The sequence below is a fragment of the Collimonas sp. GW821-FHT02H07 genome, from assembly GCF_059421505.1.
This window is the reverse complement of record NZ_JBWKVC010000015.1, coordinates 72,073-86,972: the sequence shown is the minus strand read 5'-3', so window position 1 is coordinate 86,972 and position 14,900 is coordinate 72,073. Positions and strand designations below refer to the sequence as shown.

Sequence of the window (14,900 nt, the reverse complement as noted above, 5' to 3'; positions counted from 1 at the left end):
GATGCGCTTGCCGCAGACGCAATGTCTGCGTTTGAGCGAAATCGGCGGCTTGCTCGTGGCCGTGGCCTGTCGGAACAGGTATGTGCTCGATGGGTTCGCGCCAATCATTCGGCCACCAATATCCGTCGGGTATTGAACGAGCACTTTGTCGGAATATCGCACTCGCCGAACCAGCACAGAAGCCAAACCCGATCCGGAGCTGCACACTTCGAATCGCATAGCCCGTCGTACCGGCGCCACATTTTCCCGACATACACTCCGCTCGGGAACGATCCGGAATATTCGGCGAGGCCGGCGAATGTGGCCGCGCTCATCACGGCGTGAGAGTCATCTAGCAGAATCGAGGTTGCTGCCGGCTGACGCCAGTGGCGGCCAATTGGGTCGGTGATCGGTGGGATATAGTTACTCATACTGGCGCCACCATGCAAAGCATTAGCAATAACAAACCGTAAGCCGCAGCGGCCCGAAGAACATGCAGCAAACCCCTCATCGCTGAACCTCCCGCGCGCGACGTGGATGGCAGATCTTGCCGAGGAACGACTTGGCGCGGATCATGGCGCCAATCATGCGGCCAACGTGCTTCTTCATCTCGATGGCCTCATCGATTTCCTTCTTCGCCAGCTGGAGCGTCACCAGATCGGGATTCTCGATGACCTTCGCACACGCCTGGTGCGCCTCCGAATCTTCCTTGATGATGCTGGCCAGGTCGTTGATGTGAAACTCACCCTGCTCCGCCGCATCCACGCCTGTGACACACAGGCCGTCGTGCGCCAGGTACTCATTCCAGAAACTGATTTTCAGATCGGCCGGCAACGCTGCAACCACAGACGGGAGGAAATTGGCGTTCAGCAGGTTCTTGTCGTCCGTCACGTCGTCCAGCCAGCGCCAGATCCGTGTCGCATTGGCCTTCATTCGGTTGTACTCATCGGAGCTGTGCGAATCAAAGCGGACACCAGTACGGATCGGACCGCCGATGCGATCGTGCGCTTTCACTATCTCGTCAGCAATCGTCGCGTTGCTCATACCGGATCGCTTCTTCCATACATTGATGTGGCGGGACAAGGAGGCAATCGCGCTTTCATGTGGATCAAGGAACATGATTTTTTCTCTTACAGGAGCTAGACTTTGGTTAAGGGAAATCGCTTATAGAACTTGAGAATTGACTGAAGACCAGGCACAACAGAACACCGGCGCGAACGCACTAGTCACAAAGGGACTTGTGGCCGCCCATCAGTGAAATTTTGCGTTTGATCAAACTCCTATTTGTCGGGCGGGCCAAAAGCTTCTTCGTTCAGTTCGTAACGTGTTACTGCTCCTGATAGAGCTTTTTCAACTGCCCTACAGCGTCGTGCTGGGACGATGCCTCTTGCAACCCACTTTTGAACCGCTTGAGGGCTGACACGAACGAGCTCGCCAAGAGCTGTTTGGCTGCCGGCAAGACGCACCGCTTTAGCAATTCCACGTTCCATAATTTCGCCCATTAAATTTTACAACTACAGGTTACAGAAATACCAAAGTAATTACAACTTAAAATTGCAGTGCGTGTTACAACGTTTGCTTGTAATCTCGCGAAGATGAACACAATGGCCAACAGAATTGCAGAAGCTCTTGACAGGAAAAACGGCGGGAATCAGTCCGAGATGGCTAGATACGTCGGCGTGAGTCCTCAAGCAGTTCAGAAATGGATTGCGGGCGAATCCGAACCTAGAGGGAAGAATCTCGAGTTGGCCGCGCAGTTCTTGGGTACATTACCTGCAACGCTAAAATTTGGCGACGTAGTGGGTCAGGCGTTCCCAAAGGACTATAGAGACGTAGTGGTCTTCGATCCAGATAATCAAGATCACGTTGAAATTCGGAAAGTGAAATTGAAACTGTCAGCTGGAATAACGGGATTTGCAACTGAAACAGCGGAGGATTTCGGTCGACCAATCAGTTTCCGGCGCGAATGGCTCATTAAGAAAGGCTACTCTGCAGAAAAATTAATTGCGATTGATGTCAAAGGTGACAGCATGGAGCCAACCATGTCCGATGGTGATACCGTAGTGATCAATACTGCCGACACTATTCCTAAAAACGGAGAGACGTTTGCCGTTAATTATGAGGGAGAAGGTGTCGTGAAACGCATGGCGCGTGATTTCGGTCGTTGGTTTTTATCTTCAGACAACCCAGATCAACGCCGATACAATCGTCAGGAGTGCAGCACTGGGACCTGCATCATTATTGGTAAGGTCGTCTTGCTGCAACGAGAAAATATTTAGGATTGTCGAAAAAATTCTGCCCACCAAGATCGGTGGGCATTTTTACATCAACTGGCCCAAGACAAATACATTTCCCCTAAGGTACCCGTTTCCATGACTTGTGCCACGAAGCTACACGTCGCATTTTTCAAAAAAAGGGGAGTGTTATGGAGTAAGCGACAATTACAGGGTATAAAACAATAGATGTGTTAAAACGATACGCCTACCTACGTGCTGAAGGTCTAGCACATAAGTATGACGGCGGATCAACTGACTTGTTGATGACGGTCAATCAAATGCATCAATTGCGTCTAATAATATATGCACTTCAGTATAAGGATTGAGAAGATATGGCTCAAGCATGTTTGCTTGAGCCGCAGCTTTGGTCTGCTTATTCATATCTATGGCATTCATCTTTGCAATCCCAATATTTCCATCAATTAAGTCAAAAATCTTCTTTTCTCCCTTGTCATATTTTGGAATCCCGATCTTCGTCAGCTCTTTTTTAAGTGGGCTACTATTCATCAGATCAGTATAGCTTGCGTAAGAAGCGGAGTTCTGCACAAAATGTAAAAGTATCCATAATTCGAAACATATATTCGAAATTGCAACATTTATCCCATGCCGCCTTGCTAAGCGCATAGCTTTTCCGTGTAATTCATTAGAATACTTCGCAATCGATTCTCTATCATAAACTACCCAGAATACGTCATCAGTCGGACAATTTCTCCGATTTTTATGGTCGACAGCTTCCTGAACCAATTGGACTGGCGTATTCTTTTTCGTTTCCTCTAATACGATTAGTTCTCGACGACGATCCCCATCATAAAATTTATTTAGATATTTTTTTATATATGTTGGTTCAGTTTTCTCACCTTCACAATAAATGTGCATCTGCGGAAGTACCTTGCGTTTGGGCTTATTTAGCTCTTTTGGCATTAAGACGCCTCCGAAGCGTGATTTTCAATATTAAGAAGTGCACTGCTTTCACGAAGCAAGCGAGAAATGGCTCCATAGTTCACTGATGGTAAAGCCCCAAAGCGGCCATCGTCATACCAGTCAGCGAAGGGACTTGTTGACTTTAGAACATTTTTATCATATTCATTGAGACTATAAATTTCACTTTGCCCTTCGTGCTTTTCAACAAACCAAATTTGATCCCGCCTCATAATACTGGGCGACATTAAATTGAAGCTATGAGTAGAAAATATCAATTGAGAATTATTGATGTTAACTTCTGGATCGTTGAACAATTTAATTATTAGCTCTGCAATATGTGGATGATAGCTTGCATCAATTTCATCAACAATTAGTACAGCGCCAGTTTGAAATGCTTTTAACAAAAATGGCAACATTGTGAAAAGCTTCTGGGTACCCATCGATTCTTCGCTGCGCTTAAACTTCTTGATTGCCCCATCTTCCATTTTGTGGCCAAAAAAATAATCTTTTTTGGTTCTCGCAATAATTCTATCTCGGAGATGTTTGGGAAAATTCTCAGGAATTAAATCCGTAGGCAATGGGTCGCCATCTTTTTGTTCAATCTCATTAATTCCGGTATCAACATTGCAAAGAAAATCAGAAGCCAGTCGCAAAACACGCGGATCTTCATACAAAGGACCAAAAACGTCCTCCATGCTGCCATGGAACATAAAGTTGCTCCATATGTAGTCATATATCGACCGCATAACTTCAGACGACCCAGCACTATTACCGGCCTTTGCCAAGTAAGAATTATTCTTAAAGAAAGGTATTTTTCGTGACTTAGCTTTATACAAGCCACCAAAATACATATCATTCCAGTCGGCGTGAGGTTCTCGCTTGAACAAAATCGCTTTAGAGCGAGATGGGAAGAATTCTAGAATCTCATCCAAAATTTCAAAATTGTTGAATGATACTGAATAACGATAACGTTTCTTGTCGGTATTAATAAATTCTAAAGAGAATCTAATTGGAGCATCTAAAGTATCCGTGGACAAAAGATACGGCTCATAGCAACGAATCTTTTCTCCATCTTTTAGATCGCCACTACTGCAAGCGACATATCTCAGTGCGCTAAAAGCACGCAAGAAATTTGACTTACCAGAGGCATTGGCACCGTAGATAGCCGCACTCCTAAGGACACCAATTTTGTCCTCGGCAGGAAAGACAACATTGTCCGCCAAGTGTCGTTTAGGGTTCTCCACGTGCATGCTGAACACTTGCTCGTTCTTGATCGAACGGAAGTTCTCTATAGTGAAATCAATAATCATAACAACTCCAAAATCCTCTATAAACGTCGTTTTCGGCTTTTTTCTCCGAAAACTAAAGATTAACACTAAATTTATCGCCCTGTAAGAGTCGAAGTGTGTGTGGGGGGGGGGCTCTTGTTCAAGGTGTCTGAGGTAAATCACGGATCAAGTAGTCTCCACGGACAATATAGCCAAAAGGCAGGATCACTCTTAAATCGCATTTTTTACACTGCTCGCCTTCACACACGTCTGCGGCTCCTAGATAGACCATCATTTTTCATCTTTCTATGCCCTCCCCCGAATCGGTCGGTATTAGCAACGCCTCGCCCTCCTTCGATCCAATCTAGTTACAGGAAGTGACATCACAATTCCGCCATTCATTTTGTTTCCGGTTTCAATATAAATTGAATTACAACTTTAAGTTGCTATCAACACTTTTTAAGTGTAACCTTTGGTTGTAATTGATTGAGGCTGATCTTGATACCAGACACAAACCCACGGAGCAACCACATGAGCAATGCGGCATTGGATGTAACTCAAATCGCTGAATTTCAGCGGAAACAGGTCCAGCACTCAAGGAACGACGCCGACACGGCGCGCCTGGACTGGTGCGAGGCAAATCTAAATCACTGCGGCTGGATTGGGACACGAGTTGTCATCGAAGACCATGCCGGCGAATCCGATAGTGCAGCGACCTTTCGCCGGGCTGTTGACATCGCAATGGAGCGCGCACCGATTTCGCTGGGCGAAGTTTCCCGAATCGACGGCCGCGTGGCTGCGCTGGGCGCCCCTGCCGTCGATTTGACCGCCCTCCGCTACGAAGCGCTGATCGACCTGGTTACAGGCAAGGATGCGCAGCAATTTCTAACGGATATGTGCTGGGATGGCAGCGCACCATCGCGCAAACAGCTAGAAGCCAAGCTCGACAAAATGATCGAGGCTGCACGATGAGCGCGACCGGCACAACAATCATACGCATTCGCGAGCGCGTTCTGTCGATCCTGGCGGACGAACTGGCTCATCCGGGCGAACCGCTGGATGTCAATGTCCCAATCAACACCTTAGGTGCCGATTCGCTCGATGCGATCGAACTTACGATGGAAGTCGAGTCCGAATTCAAGATCAGCTTCTCGGACGACGAATGGTTCACGGCCGAAATGACCGCAATGCAAATCGTCGAGCGCGTAGTCGCAAAGGTGGCCAAATGATCTGCCGCCTCCGCGCCGATTACGGCAACAACAACGTGGTGGTGATACAGGCCATCGGCCAGCCCGCCCAACTCGAACAGGCCGCCTACGATCGCGGCGCCCTTGGTGTCACTGTGATGGTGCTGTCATGAAGCGCTACTGCATCGGCTTCGCCCTCGGCGCACTGACCATGTTTCTGGCCGTGCTGTACCTGGCAGCGACCGCCCCGCCGGCTCGCTCCTCCCCGATGAAAGCCGCCTGCTATCGGGTGGTCACATGAAGCTCGACGACTTCTTCCGCTTCTATGGCGTGTACCGCCGCGCGGGCAACTCAATTTTTACAGCAGTCCACCTGGCGCGCCGCCGCGTTTTCGGCTAATCGCGCTCAGCCATCACCAAAGGATTATTCAATGTTCTTCAAAAATCTTCAGATCTACCGCATTCCCGCGCCGTGGCCTATTTCTGCCGCGCAGCTGGAAGCCTTCCTGGCGCCGCACGCATTCGCCAAGTGCAGCAGCCTGGAACTGCAAAGCAAGGGCTGGTTGTCGCCGCGCGACAACGGCTTGCTGGTGCACACCGTCAACCGCCAGATGATGATCTTGCTGGGGATGGAAAAGAAGCTGCTGCCGACCTCCGTCATTAACCAGGTGGTCAAGGAACGCGCCGCCGAGATCGAGGATCAGCAAGGCTATGCGCCTGGCCGCAAGCAGCTGAAAGACCTCAAGGAGCAAGTCACCGATGAGCTGCTTCCGCGCGCCTTCGGCATCCAGCGAAGCACCTGGGTCTGGATCGATCCGGTCAACGGCTGGCTGGTGATCGACGCCGGCAGCGCATCGGTCGTCGACGATGTTCTGAAGCTGATGCTGGCATCCGTAGATGGCTTGCAGATTTCCGGCCTGCGCACTGTCCATTCGCCGTTGTCCTCGATGACAAACTGGTTGGCAGCCGACGAAGCACCCCACGGCTTCACCGTCGATCAGGACACCGAGCTGCGCGCTGCAGGCGAAGGCAAGGCCACGGTGCGGTACATCCGTCACACCTTGGAGGCGGACGACACCCGCCGCCATATCGCGTCCGGCAAGCAATGCACGCGCTTGGCGATGACCTGGGCAGACCGTATTTCGTTCGTGCTGACTGAATCGCTTGCGATCAAGCGCATCACGCCCTTGGAAGTGCTCAAGGAAGGCAACGATACGAGCAGCAAGAACGAAGACGAACGCTTCGACGCCGACATGATGCTGATGACAGCCGAGCTAAACAAGATGTTCGCCGATCTGGTTTTTGCACTTGGCGGCGAACCGATCATCGGCGCGTAACCAGTACCTCAAGCTGACCAATTACCAATATCAAAACCCACTAGAAGGAATGCAATGAACGCCAAAAATCAAAAACATACTGTCGCCCGCATGCTGGACCTGGTGCTGGAGCATACCAAACTCAAGAATGATGCAGCGCTCGCCCGCGCCCTTAAAGTGGCCCCGCCGGTCATCAGCAAAATCCGCAACGGTGCGCTGCCGCTCGGTTCTTCGATGCTGGTCAGACTGCATGAGTACACCGGTTTGAACACACGGAAAATCAAAGCTCTGGCAGGAGTCACCGCAACATGAACTTCACCAGGACATTTACGGATTCCGGTGATTTCAAGGCCATGAGATCAGCGGAATCCTTTCTCAAAGAACGTGGCTTCTCGGTTGGGCGAAGCCAACGGGATTTTCCTCGCGGATTGATGTTCGGCGATTTCGACATTCCGAAATGGCGCAACATCGACGACGAGGAAATCCGAGAATTACACGGTCGGATGACCGGTGAAATGCGAAAAGGGCCTGTGACTATCATCATCTTCCAAGAAGCCCCTCCTGAGGCCATAGCTGCTGTCGCACTAGCCAAGAATGACCGCATCCAAGAGGTTCAGATTGCGAGGATCGCATGAATGCGCTATCACGGGGTCCCTATCTCAACATTGAGAACGTCATAATTAGAAAATATTACAGCGAGGTGTTGTCTAACATTTTGGCAAAATATTCTCTCTGGTGTCGGAAATTGCACGCCAGGGTCCGCAAAATCTTGCTCATACTTTCGTATAGCGGCACTAACAAACCCGAACTGGTCGCGAAGATCGAGCAAGGCAATCACCGCTCCTGCAGTTCCAATCTCATGTACAGGAATTGCGCTCAAAGCACCAACAATGCTGGCGACAATCGACTCGTCATAGGTCGCGTAGCGCAAGTTTCTATTGATTTTTTCGCCTTCGTAAATTGCGTGGATGGTCTTTGCTCGATTGTGCGCTGCTGTACATATCGCAAATATTGCTTTTCGCTTATCAGCTGCTGCTTGCCGTTGCAGTTTCAGCGAGTTGATAAGGGCAGCGCGCGCCTGCCGCTCCCCGAGAATATATGCGCCAGCGATCGCCGATATTGCACCAAATGCCTGCACCCAAGCCGCCCAATCAGCACTTTGTTTAGGCGGATGAGTAAAAAATGCCGTGGCCAGCACACCTGCGACAAAACCACCAACAAGCATCCAAATTATTTTTTTCATATTGAGCCCCTTATTGCAGGAATCCTACCATGACCACAAACCCTATAACGCACACCGACGAAGCCGCATTATTAGACGATCATGCCGTCGACCTGGTCGCCAAAGCTATGAAAGGAAAGTTGCGGATTAAGCGTCAGCAGGGCTTCGGCGGCTGGCATGACATCAGCCAATGCTCCGGCGAAGGCCTGGCCGAACTGCTCCTCGGTGCCGTCGCCAAGGGCGACCCCGTCGACGTCGCCAACTTCGCAATGATGCTGTTCTGCCGGCACGAAGAACACGATGCCCTCAAGGCGGCACACGCCAAAGTCGTAGCGGATACGGTCTCTTGCGCCGCACAGTGGGCGGAATTCCCTGCCAAATGCCCTATCACGCGCCGCGACTTTTTCATGGTGATCGGGCATCCGGAGCTGGGGATGGTACCGACATACGGCGGCCCGTACGATAGCTACACCATTCCTGAAATGGAAGGCGAACCGACCGAGCAGTTTCACGAGCGCGCGCTTTTCGTCCGCCGATACGACCACGACCGGGGCCATTGGGTTGACAACGAAGATCTCCCGATGCGGGTAATCAGCGAAACCTCGCTGCAGGGTCTTCAGGAAGGCGGCCTGTAATGGCCTGCGAATATATCCGCGAGCACTACGGCGTGCCGGCCGAGCTTGGCCGAGGCGTCACCGTGTACGGCAAACACGGCGTCATAGCCGCTGATGCCGGCCACTATATCGGCGTGGTATTCGATGGCAACAAACCCCATCACATCAGCAATTGCCATCCGACCGACGGTGTTCAGTACGGCGCCATTCGCACCATTCCGCAGCCAAGCCCTGGGAGCATTGCATGAGTACAACCCTCAACAAAGACGACCGAATCACGCTCGCACTGGAGGCGGAATGCTGTGACTTATACCAAGCATTCCAACCAATTTTAAAGGGCTGGATCAAATCAGATAACAACGCCGTTCGCTATGGCGCAGTTACGCTCAGCATTGCAGAACTAGCCGGACTGCCAGTGGATCGCGCTCGCCGACTATTACGTGCCGCTGAACAGGAAGGCAGAGTTCTTTCATATAAAGCGTATGAAGGTGCGGTGATCCAGTGGTGGCCTATTGGACTACATGCAAAGCTTTCAGAGAGACAACTATGAGCAACGGACTCCGCCAGCCATCCGCAGGCCAAACCATCGATACGCTGATCGTAATCTTCACGATGGCCGCATTGGCGCCCTTCTATTCAACGCTTCTATGGAGCCAATTTTATGAATGACCAACAGAGGATGCTTTCAATCCTGAAAGATATACCGCACGAGTATTGGTGCGCAGAGTGTATTCGCGCAGCCGCCGATCCAGATTTAACTCGGACTATGCTATCGGTCGCGATAGTCAGGGAATCGAAGTTGCTGAAGCGGATCGAATATCGAGACTTCGACCCAATGTCGGAGTCGCAACAGGTCACCACCAAAATCAACCCTAGCAAGAGTTCCGAGGGATTTAACGATGACAGGCAGGCCAGTCCCCTGGAACAGTGGCAACTCGTCCCGAAGGAACCTACCAAGGAGATGGACGAGGCGTGCACCTTCGGGCAATCCTACGCAAACAATCGCGCGAACTATCGCGCTATGCTCGCGACGGCGCCTTCGCCCCCAGCAACAGCGCCAGCGCGTAATGACGACACTGCGCGTATTGACTGGCTTGATGCGCAAGACCACATCCATGCGCTGCAGTGGCAGAGCGGTGGCCGCGGCACACCGATCAAAACATCCCTTTACGATCGTAACCGAGTTTCACTTGGCGAGGGAATCTCGCTACGCAAAGCAATCGATACAGCCATGCAAACCCAGGAGGTAACGTAATGGGCTATTTGAACCCGCTCCTTCAACTCCCAGCCGGCCGAGATTTGCTGCAGCTTCCGGCCGAGGATCGAATACGCATCGCGAAGGTAATGCGCGCCCTGCGGCGCCAGGCCAACACCGAAGCTGAAAAATCATGGGCAAAACGAAAGGGACCGATGGCAGCTTACTGGCGAGCAGTTTCGACTTACGCCCGACACATAGCGCACATGCTTGAGAAAACGGAAGAGGAGGCGAACTGATGAGAGGTCCAACGCAGATGTTTCTGACTGTTGACGAATTGAAGTCACTTACAGGGCGGGTGCACCATACTTCCCAAGTCAAAGTCCTTTGCACAATGGGCATCGAGCACAAGGTCCGACCGGACGGCAGTGTTGCAGTTTTGCGGCAACATGTGGAGCAAAGCATGGGTATCACTACTGAGAGAAAACAGAATAAGATGATTGAACCCAACTGGGGAGCATTGAATGCCGCGCGCGCGTAAGCCAGAAAACAAAGGGTTGCCAAAACGATGGCGATTGGAGCATGGCGCGTACTACTATCAGGTACCCGCCGGCAGTGAGTCAGCTTGGGACGGAAAGGTAAAATTCCGGCTCGGGAAAACGCTGCCGGAAGCCTATCGCGTTTGGGCAGATCGCATTGGGGTCATTGCAAACGCCAGCACCATTGGTGCGCTACTCGATCGCTATCTGCTACAAGTCATTCCGCTGAAGAAGATAACCACCCAACGCCAAAACAAGATCGCCATCAAGCCAGTGCGTGCAGTCTTCTGCGACATGCCGTTGCTGGACCTGAAGCCGCGGCATGTCTATCAGTATGTCGAGAAACGCGGCGGCGGTACCGGTGCGCGGCGCGAGATAGAAATCCTCTCTCACGCATTCACCAAGGCTGTCGAATGGGGTTATATCGATCGCCATCCATTCAAAGGCGAAGTCAGATTCAGTGGTGAAAAGCCTCGTACCCGCTACGTTGAAGATTGGGAGATCGTCGAATGTCTGTCGATCGTTCCACGACGCAAGCTCGGCAGCGTGTTGGCCATACAGGCATACATTCGCTTGAAGCTACTCACCGGAATGCGTCTCGGGGATATGCTCAGAATCACAATGTCAGACTTAAAAGAAGACGGCATTCACGTAACGCCAGGTAAAACCGATAACACCACCGGCAAACGCATTATCATTTCTTGGACAAACGATGTTCGCGCGGCCGTGGCGATGGCTAAAGATGCCAGGCCGAGGAAATTCTCATCATTTCTTTTTTGCAACAGACTGGGCGAAGGATATTTTGACGAGGAAACTGGCCGAGCCGGCGGCTGGGAATCGATGTGGAGAGGCTTTTTCGAGCGAGTGATGAGCGAAACCAAGGTCACCGAAAAATTCACCGAGCACGATCTCAGGGCGAAGTGCGCAAGTGACGCTGAAACGCTGGAACATGCCAGATCGCTACTATCACATGCCGACAGCAAGATCACAGAACGCGTGTATCGGCGCAAGCCTGAAATCGTGAAACCACTGAGTTGAATAGCGCAACTTGAATCTATAGCGCAAATAAAAAGGCCTCCGCTCGGGAGGCCTTATAAATACTTGGCGGAGAGAGGGGGATTCGAACCCCCGATAGGCTATGAACCTATACACGCTTTCCAGGCGTGCGACTTCAACCACTCATCCATCTCTCCTGCTTTACAACATTTCGTCAAATTTGAATTTCACGAAGCCGCGTATTATAGCAACAAATCGGGCAGAAGTAGAGGTTTCTGTTTCAAGCCATTCATTTTTGTGGATTTGCCGGCAAAGCAACAGCTTCATCCGGCAACTTCGTCCAACTCATCAAACCCGGCAACTATTGCGCTTCCTTGAGCTGTTCCAGGATGGCTGGGTTTTCCAAAGTGGAAACATCCTGGGTGATTTCCTCGCCTTTTGCCAATACCCGCAGCAAACGCCGCATGATCTTGCCGGAGCGGGTTTTCGGCAGGTTGTCGCCGAAGCGGATTTCCCTTGGCTTGGCGATCGGGCCGATTTCCTTGGCGACCCAATCGCGCAGCTCCTTGGCGATCTGCTTGGCTTCGTCGCCGGTGGGGCGGCTGCGCTTGAGGACGACGAAGGCGCAGATGGCTTCGCCGGTGGTGTCGTCCGGCTTGCCGACTACCGCGGCTTCGGCCACGATCGGGTTGGCGACCAGCGCCGATTCGATTTCCATGGTGCCCATGCGGTGGCCGGAGACGTTCAGCACGTCGTCGATGCGGCCGGTGATGGTGAAGTAGCCGGTGTCCTTGTTGCGGATCGCGCCGTCGCCGGCGAGGTACAGCTTGCCGCCGAACTCAGACGGGAAGTAGGCGCTCTTGTAGCGTTCCGGATTGTTCCAGATGGCGCGGATCATGGAAGGCCATGGACGTTTGACCACCAGGATGCCGCCGCTGCCGTCCGGCAGCTCATGCCCTGCTTCGTCGACGATCACCGCCTGGATGCCCGGCAGCGGCAAGGTGCAGGAACCCGGCACCAGCGGTGTGGCGCCCGGCAGCGGCGAAATCATGTGGCCGCCGGTTTCGGTTTGCCAGAAGGTGTCGACGATGGGGCAGCGCTCGCGGCCTATGTTCTTGTGGTACCACATCCAGGCTTCCGGATTGATCGGCTCGCCGACCGTGCCCAGCAGGCGCAGCGACGACAGGTCGTATTTGGAAGGGTGGATGTTCTGGTCGGCGTCGGCGGCCTTGATCAGGGAACGGATCGCGGTCGGCGCAGTGTAGAAAATGGTGGCCTTGTGCTTTTGCACCATGTCCCAGAAACGGCCGGCGTTCGGGAAAGTCGGCACGCCTTCAAAGATGATCTGGGTGGCGCCGACCGCGGTCGGGCCGTAGGCGATATAGGTATGGCCGGTAATCCAGCCGATGTCGGCGGTGCACCAGTAGACATCGTCGGGCTTGATGTCGAACACCCATTTCATGGTCAGCGCCGCCCACAGCAGGTAGCCGCCGGAGGAGTGCTGCACGCCCTTCGGCGTGCCGGTCGAGCCGGAGGTGTACAGGATGAACAGCGGATGTTCGGCATCGACCCATTCCGGTTCGCACACATCGGCTTGCGATGCTACCAGTTCGTGCAGCCAGAGGTCGCGTCCGGCGACGAAGTTGATGTTGCCGCCGGTGCGCTGGTAGACCACGACGTTCCTGATGCTGTCGCAGCCGCCCAGCGCCAGCGCTTCGTCGACGATGGATTTGAGCGGCAGGCGCTTGCCGCCGCGCGCCTGTTCGTCGGCGGTCAGCACGGCGACCGCGCCGGCGTCGATGATGCGTTCCTGCAGCGACTTGGCGGAGAAGCCGCCGAACACCACCGAATGGGTGGCGCCGATGCGCGCGCAGGCTTGCATCGCCACCACGCCTTCGACCGACATCGGCATGTAGATGACGACGCGGTCGCCCTTCTTGATGCCCAGCGATTTCAAGCCGTTGGCGAACTGGCAGACTTTCTGGTGCAGCTCGCGGTACGTGATCTTGCTGACATCGCCGCCGTCGGTTTCAAAGATGACCGCGACCTTGTCGGCGTTGCCGTTAGTCAGATGGATATCGAGGCAGTTGTAGGAGACGTTCAGCTGGCCGTCGTCGAACCATTTGTAGAACGGTGCGTTGGATTCATCCAGCACCTTGGTGAAGGGCTTGTGCCATTGCAGGTTTTCGCGGGCCAGGCGGCCCCAGAAGCCCTGCTCGTCCTGTTCAGCTTCGGCGGCCAGGGCGCGATAGGCGTCCATGCCGGAAATTGCCGCAGTCTTGGAAAATTCTGCCGGGGCCGGGAAAATGCGGGTTTCCTGGCCAAAGGTTTCGATGTTCGCCATGCTGTCTCCTGCTTTAATAGTTGAAGCTAAACATAAACTTTTACACTTACTCAAGCCTTACGTGCTCTCACGCACAGCGATGCTAGCGCTACCAGGGCGCCACAATCAGATATCATCGCACATTCAGCTTATTTCTACAGCCCATGCGTCATACAAAATCCTACGTTTACCTGGCATTGGCCATGATGCTGGTAGGCGCCAACATCGGTTTCGGCAAGGCCGTCATCGCCGTCGTGCCGGTGCTGGTGTTCGCCCTGCTGCGCTTCGTCATCGCCGTGATCGTGATGGCGCCGCAGTTCTTCAAGGCCGCGCCGCGGCTGGCGCGCCACGAATGGCTGACCTTGTTCGGCCAGGCTTTCTTCGGCACCTTCCTGTTCACGCTGTGCATGCTGTACGGTGTGCAGCACACCACCGCTACGGCCGCGGGCGTGATCACCAGCACCTTGCCGGCGGCGGTGGCGATCCTGTCGCGCCTGATCCTCAAGGAGAAGCTGCAGGCGCGCACGCTGGTCTCGATCCTGCTGGCGATCGCCGGCATCGCCGTGCTCAACCTGAGCAAGAGCGATAGCGGCGACAGCGGCAGCACCCCGCTGGTGGGCAACCTGTTCATCATCGCCGCGGTGCTGTGCGAGGCGACCTACGTGGTGCTGTCCAAGCGCCTGACGCAAACCCTGTCGCCGCTGCGGATCACCGCCTACAGCCATCTGTTCGGCTTGCTGCTGATGCTGCCCATCGGCCTGACTGCCGCCCTGTCTTTCGATTTCAGCGTGGTCACTGCCGGCATGTGGCTGCTGATCATCTGGTATGCGGTAGCGGCCAGCGTGATCGTGTTCTGGCTGTGGCTGACCGGCACCAAGCATGTGCAAGCCAACGTGGCGGGCATCTTCACCGCCCTGATGCCGCTGGCTGCAGCCTTCATCGGCGTGGTGTTCCTGCACGAGAGCCTGGGCTGGGCGCACTTCGCGGCGCTGGTGCTGGTGCTGACCGGAATTGCGATAGCCAGCTGGCCGCAGTCCGTGAAAGCGGTGCAAGAAGTGTAAAATA

General features: G+C 53.4%; 22 protein-coding genes and 1 tRNA gene. 16 read left to right on the top strand and 7 right to left on the bottom strand.

All coding sequences use genetic code 11. The features are described from left to right. Positions 1 to 486: 486 nt before the first annotated feature. Together AC07V8_RS20985 and AC07V8_RS20980 are read right to left on the bottom strand one after the other, a co-directional pair. Positions 487 to 1,098, bottom strand: a complete 612-nt coding sequence (locus AC07V8_RS20985) for a toxin YdaT family protein (protein ID WP_494680003.1) — start codon at positions 1,096 to 1,098, stop codon at positions 487 to 489. 161 nt (positions 1,099 to 1,259) lie between these two features. Continuing rightward, the gene (locus AC07V8_RS20980; RefSeq protein WP_494680004.1) at positions 1,260 to 1,481 is read right to left on the bottom strand and encodes a transcriptional regulator; all 222 of its coding nucleotides are present in this window, start codon (positions 1,479 to 1,481) and stop codon (positions 1,260 to 1,262) included. 102 nt (positions 1,482 to 1,583) lie between these two features. Here AC07V8_RS20980 and AC07V8_RS20975 point away from each other — a divergent pair, with 102 nt between their 5' ends. Further along, a complete protein-coding gene (locus tag AC07V8_RS20975; protein ID WP_494680005.1) occupies positions 1,584 to 2,258 on the top strand; it encodes a LexA family transcriptional regulator in 675 nt (224 codons plus the stop codon). A gap of 267 nt (positions 2,259 to 2,525) precedes the next feature. Here the strand turns inward: AC07V8_RS20975 and AC07V8_RS20970 are convergent, their stop codons facing one another. Both AC07V8_RS20970 and AC07V8_RS20965 read right to left on the bottom strand, forming a co-directional pair. Beyond that, positions 2,526 to 3,176, bottom strand: coding sequence for an RloB family protein (locus AC07V8_RS20970; protein WP_494680006.1), 651 nt, complete (start codon positions 3,174 to 3,176; stop codon positions 2,526 to 2,528). Further along, positions 3,176 to 4,486: an AAA family ATPase gene (locus AC07V8_RS20965; RefSeq protein ID WP_494680007.1), complete on the bottom strand. Its 1,311-nt coding sequence runs from the start codon at positions 4,484 to 4,486 to the stop codon at positions 3,176 to 3,178. Before AC07V8_RS20965 ends, AC07V8_RS20970 begins: the two co-directional genes overlap by 1 nt. A gap of 489 nt (positions 4,487 to 4,975) precedes the next feature. On the opposite strand from AC07V8_RS20965, the gene AC07V8_RS20960 reads away from it, so the two are divergent. From AC07V8_RS20960 to AC07V8_RS20930, 7 genes are all read left to right on the top strand, one after another. Beyond that, entirely contained in the window at positions 4,976 to 5,416 is a 441-nt protein-coding gene (locus tag AC07V8_RS20960) for a hypothetical protein (RefSeq protein WP_494680008.1), read from the top strand. Then, complete coding sequence (locus AC07V8_RS20955; protein WP_494680009.1) at positions 5,413 to 5,673, top strand: acyl carrier protein; 261 nt, start codon at positions 5,413 to 5,415, stop codon at positions 5,671 to 5,673. Before AC07V8_RS20960 ends, AC07V8_RS20955 begins: the two co-directional genes overlap by 4 nt. Beyond that, positions 5,670 to 5,804 carry a hypothetical protein gene (locus AC07V8_RS20950; RefSeq protein ID WP_494680010.1) on the top strand — a complete coding sequence of 45 codons (135 nt, stop codon included), beginning with the start codon at positions 5,670 to 5,672 and terminating at the stop codon, positions 5,802 to 5,804. Before AC07V8_RS20955 ends, AC07V8_RS20950 begins: the two co-directional genes overlap by 4 nt. Continuing rightward, a complete protein-coding gene (locus tag AC07V8_RS20945) occupies positions 5,801 to 5,932 on the top strand; it encodes a hypothetical protein (RefSeq protein ID WP_494680011.1) in 132 nt (43 codons plus the stop codon). The genes AC07V8_RS20950 and AC07V8_RS20945 overlap by 4 nt, the downstream gene beginning before the upstream one ends. Before the next feature lie 129 nt (positions 5,933 to 6,061). Next, positions 6,062 to 6,967: a recombination-associated protein RdgC gene (locus tag AC07V8_RS20940; protein WP_494680012.1), complete on the top strand. Its 906-nt coding sequence runs from the start codon at positions 6,062 to 6,064 to the stop codon at positions 6,965 to 6,967. 54 nt (positions 6,968 to 7,021) lie between these two features. Beyond that, on the top strand, positions 7,022 to 7,258 hold the full coding sequence (locus AC07V8_RS20935) for a hypothetical protein (RefSeq protein WP_494680013.1): 237 nt from the start codon (positions 7,022 to 7,024) through the stop codon (positions 7,256 to 7,258). Further along, positions 7,255 to 7,581, top strand: a complete 327-nt coding sequence (locus tag AC07V8_RS20930; protein ID WP_494680014.1) for a hypothetical protein — start codon at positions 7,255 to 7,257, stop codon at positions 7,579 to 7,581. Before AC07V8_RS20935 ends, AC07V8_RS20930 begins: the two co-directional genes overlap by 4 nt. Before the next feature lie 8 nt (positions 7,582 to 7,589). Here AC07V8_RS20930 and AC07V8_RS20925 read toward each other — a convergent pair whose 3' ends face one another. Next, positions 7,590 to 8,189, bottom strand: a complete 600-nt coding sequence (locus AC07V8_RS20925; RefSeq protein ID WP_494680015.1) for a hypothetical protein — start codon at positions 8,187 to 8,189, stop codon at positions 7,590 to 7,592. A 29-nt stretch (positions 8,190 to 8,218) separates the two neighbouring features. Here AC07V8_RS20925 and AC07V8_RS20920 point away from each other — a divergent pair, with 29 nt between their 5' ends. The 7 genes from AC07V8_RS20920 to AC07V8_RS20890 all read left to right on the top strand — a co-directional run bounded on the left by AC07V8_RS20920 (position 8,219) and on the right by AC07V8_RS20890 (position 11,554). Further along, positions 8,219 to 8,803, top strand: a complete 585-nt coding sequence (locus AC07V8_RS20920; RefSeq protein WP_494680016.1) for a hypothetical protein — start codon at positions 8,219 to 8,221, stop codon at positions 8,801 to 8,803. Continuing rightward, a complete protein-coding gene (locus tag AC07V8_RS20915) occupies positions 8,803 to 9,030 on the top strand; it encodes a hypothetical protein (protein WP_494680017.1) in 228 nt (75 codons plus the stop codon). Before AC07V8_RS20920 ends, AC07V8_RS20915 begins: the two co-directional genes overlap by 1 nt. Next, a complete protein-coding gene (locus AC07V8_RS20910; protein WP_494680018.1) occupies positions 9,027 to 9,332 on the top strand; it encodes a hypothetical protein in 306 nt (101 codons plus the stop codon). The genes AC07V8_RS20915 and AC07V8_RS20910 overlap by 4 nt, the downstream gene beginning before the upstream one ends. A gap of 111 nt (positions 9,333 to 9,443) precedes the next feature. Then, entirely contained in the window at positions 9,444 to 10,037 is a 594-nt protein-coding gene (locus AC07V8_RS20905) for a hypothetical protein (RefSeq protein WP_494680019.1), read from the top strand. Continuing rightward, on the top strand, positions 10,037 to 10,276 hold the full coding sequence (locus tag AC07V8_RS20900) for a hypothetical protein (protein WP_494680020.1): 240 nt from the start codon (positions 10,037 to 10,039) through the stop codon (positions 10,274 to 10,276). The genes AC07V8_RS20905 and AC07V8_RS20900 overlap by 1 nt, the downstream gene beginning before the upstream one ends. After that, complete coding sequence (locus AC07V8_RS20895) at positions 10,276 to 10,518, top strand: DUF4224 domain-containing protein (RefSeq protein ID WP_494721489.1); 243 nt, start codon at positions 10,276 to 10,278, stop codon at positions 10,516 to 10,518. Before AC07V8_RS20900 ends, AC07V8_RS20895 begins: the two co-directional genes overlap by 1 nt. Beyond that, a complete protein-coding gene (locus tag AC07V8_RS20890) occupies positions 10,502 to 11,554 on the top strand; it encodes a tyrosine-type recombinase/integrase (RefSeq protein WP_494680021.1) in 1,053 nt (350 codons plus the stop codon). The genes AC07V8_RS20895 and AC07V8_RS20890 overlap by 17 nt, the downstream gene beginning before the upstream one ends. A gap of 64 nt (positions 11,555 to 11,618) precedes the next feature. On the opposite strand, the gene AC07V8_RS20885 is transcribed toward AC07V8_RS20890, so the two are convergent. Then, positions 11,619 to 11,709, bottom strand: a tRNA-Ser gene (locus tag AC07V8_RS20885). 164 nt (positions 11,710 to 11,873) lie between these two features. Beyond that, complete coding sequence (gene acs, locus AC07V8_RS20880) at positions 11,874 to 13,856, bottom strand: acetate--CoA ligase (protein WP_494680022.1); 1,983 nt, start codon at positions 13,854 to 13,856, stop codon at positions 11,874 to 11,876. A gap of 143 nt (positions 13,857 to 13,999) precedes the next feature. On the opposite strand from acs, the gene AC07V8_RS20875 reads away from it, so the two are divergent. Beyond that, positions 14,000 to 14,896 carry a DMT family transporter gene (locus AC07V8_RS20875; protein ID WP_494680023.1) on the top strand — a complete coding sequence of 299 codons (897 nt, stop codon included), beginning with the start codon at positions 14,000 to 14,002 and terminating at the stop codon, positions 14,894 to 14,896. Positions 14,897 to 14,900: the final 4 nt, after the last annotated feature.

Excerpts from the sequence above, each read along its gene's own strand:
- AC07V8_RS20895 (WP_494721489.1), top strand. The coding sequence starts at position 10,276 with ATGAGAGGTCCAACGCAGATGTTTCTGACTGTTGACGAATTGAAGTCA.
- AC07V8_RS20915 (WP_494680017.1), top strand. The coding sequence starts at position 8,803 with ATGGCCTGCGAATATATCCGCGAGCACTACGGCGTGCCGGCCGAGCTT.
- AC07V8_RS20905 (WP_494680019.1), top strand. The coding sequence starts at position 9,444 with ATGAATGACCAACAGAGGATGCTTTCAATCCTGAAAGATATACCGCAC.
- AC07V8_RS20910 (WP_494680018.1), top strand. The coding sequence starts at position 9,027 with ATGAGTACAACCCTCAACAAAGACGACCGAATCACGCTCGCACTGGAG.
- AC07V8_RS20950 (WP_494680010.1), top strand. The coding sequence starts at position 5,670 with ATGATCTGCCGCCTCCGCGCCGATTACGGCAACAACAACGTGGTGGTG.
- AC07V8_RS20965 (WP_494680007.1), bottom strand. The coding sequence starts at position 4,486 with ATGATTATTGATTTCACTATAGAGAACTTCCGTTCGATCAAGAACGAG.
- AC07V8_RS20920 (WP_494680016.1), top strand. The coding sequence starts at position 8,219 with ATGACCACAAACCCTATAACGCACACCGACGAAGCCGCATTATTAGAC.
- AC07V8_RS20985 (WP_494680003.1), bottom strand. The coding sequence starts at position 1,098 with ATGTTCCTTGATCCACATGAAAGCGCGATTGCCTCCTTGTCCCGCCAC.
- AC07V8_RS20925 (WP_494680015.1), bottom strand. The coding sequence starts at position 8,189 with ATGAAAAAAATAATTTGGATGCTTGTTGGTGGTTTTGTCGCAGGTGTG.
- AC07V8_RS20940 (WP_494680012.1), top strand. The coding sequence starts at position 6,062 with ATGTTCTTCAAAAATCTTCAGATCTACCGCATTCCCGCGCCGTGGCCT.
- AC07V8_RS20945 (WP_494680011.1), top strand. The coding sequence starts at position 5,801 with ATGAAGCGCTACTGCATCGGCTTCGCCCTCGGCGCACTGACCATGTTT.
- AC07V8_RS20875 (WP_494680023.1), top strand. The coding sequence starts at position 14,000 with ATGCGTCATACAAAATCCTACGTTTACCTGGCATTGGCCATGATGCTG.
- AC07V8_RS20935 (WP_494680013.1), top strand. The coding sequence starts at position 7,022 with ATGAACGCCAAAAATCAAAAACATACTGTCGCCCGCATGCTGGACCTG.
- AC07V8_RS20960 (WP_494680008.1), top strand. The coding sequence starts at position 4,976 with ATGAGCAATGCGGCATTGGATGTAACTCAAATCGCTGAATTTCAGCGG.
- AC07V8_RS20900 (WP_494680020.1), top strand. The coding sequence starts at position 10,037 with ATGGGCTATTTGAACCCGCTCCTTCAACTCCCAGCCGGCCGAGATTTG.
- AC07V8_RS20955 (WP_494680009.1), top strand. The coding sequence starts at position 5,413 with ATGAGCGCGACCGGCACAACAATCATACGCATTCGCGAGCGCGTTCTG.
- AC07V8_RS20890 (WP_494680021.1), top strand. The coding sequence starts at position 10,502 with ATGCCGCGCGCGCGTAAGCCAGAAAACAAAGGGTTGCCAAAACGATGG.
- AC07V8_RS20970 (WP_494680006.1), bottom strand. The coding sequence starts at position 3,176 with ATGCCAAAAGAGCTAAATAAGCCCAAACGCAAGGTACTTCCGCAGATG.
- AC07V8_RS20980 (WP_494680004.1), bottom strand. The coding sequence starts at position 1,481 with ATGGGCGAAATTATGGAACGTGGAATTGCTAAAGCGGTGCGTCTTGCC.
- AC07V8_RS20975 (WP_494680005.1), top strand. The coding sequence starts at position 1,584 with ATGGCCAACAGAATTGCAGAAGCTCTTGACAGGAAAAACGGCGGGAAT.
- acs (WP_494680022.1), bottom strand. The coding sequence starts at position 13,856 with ATGGCGAACATCGAAACCTTTGGCCAGGAAACCCGCATTTTCCCGGCC.
- AC07V8_RS20930 (WP_494680014.1), top strand. The coding sequence starts at position 7,255 with ATGAACTTCACCAGGACATTTACGGATTCCGGTGATTTCAAGGCCATG.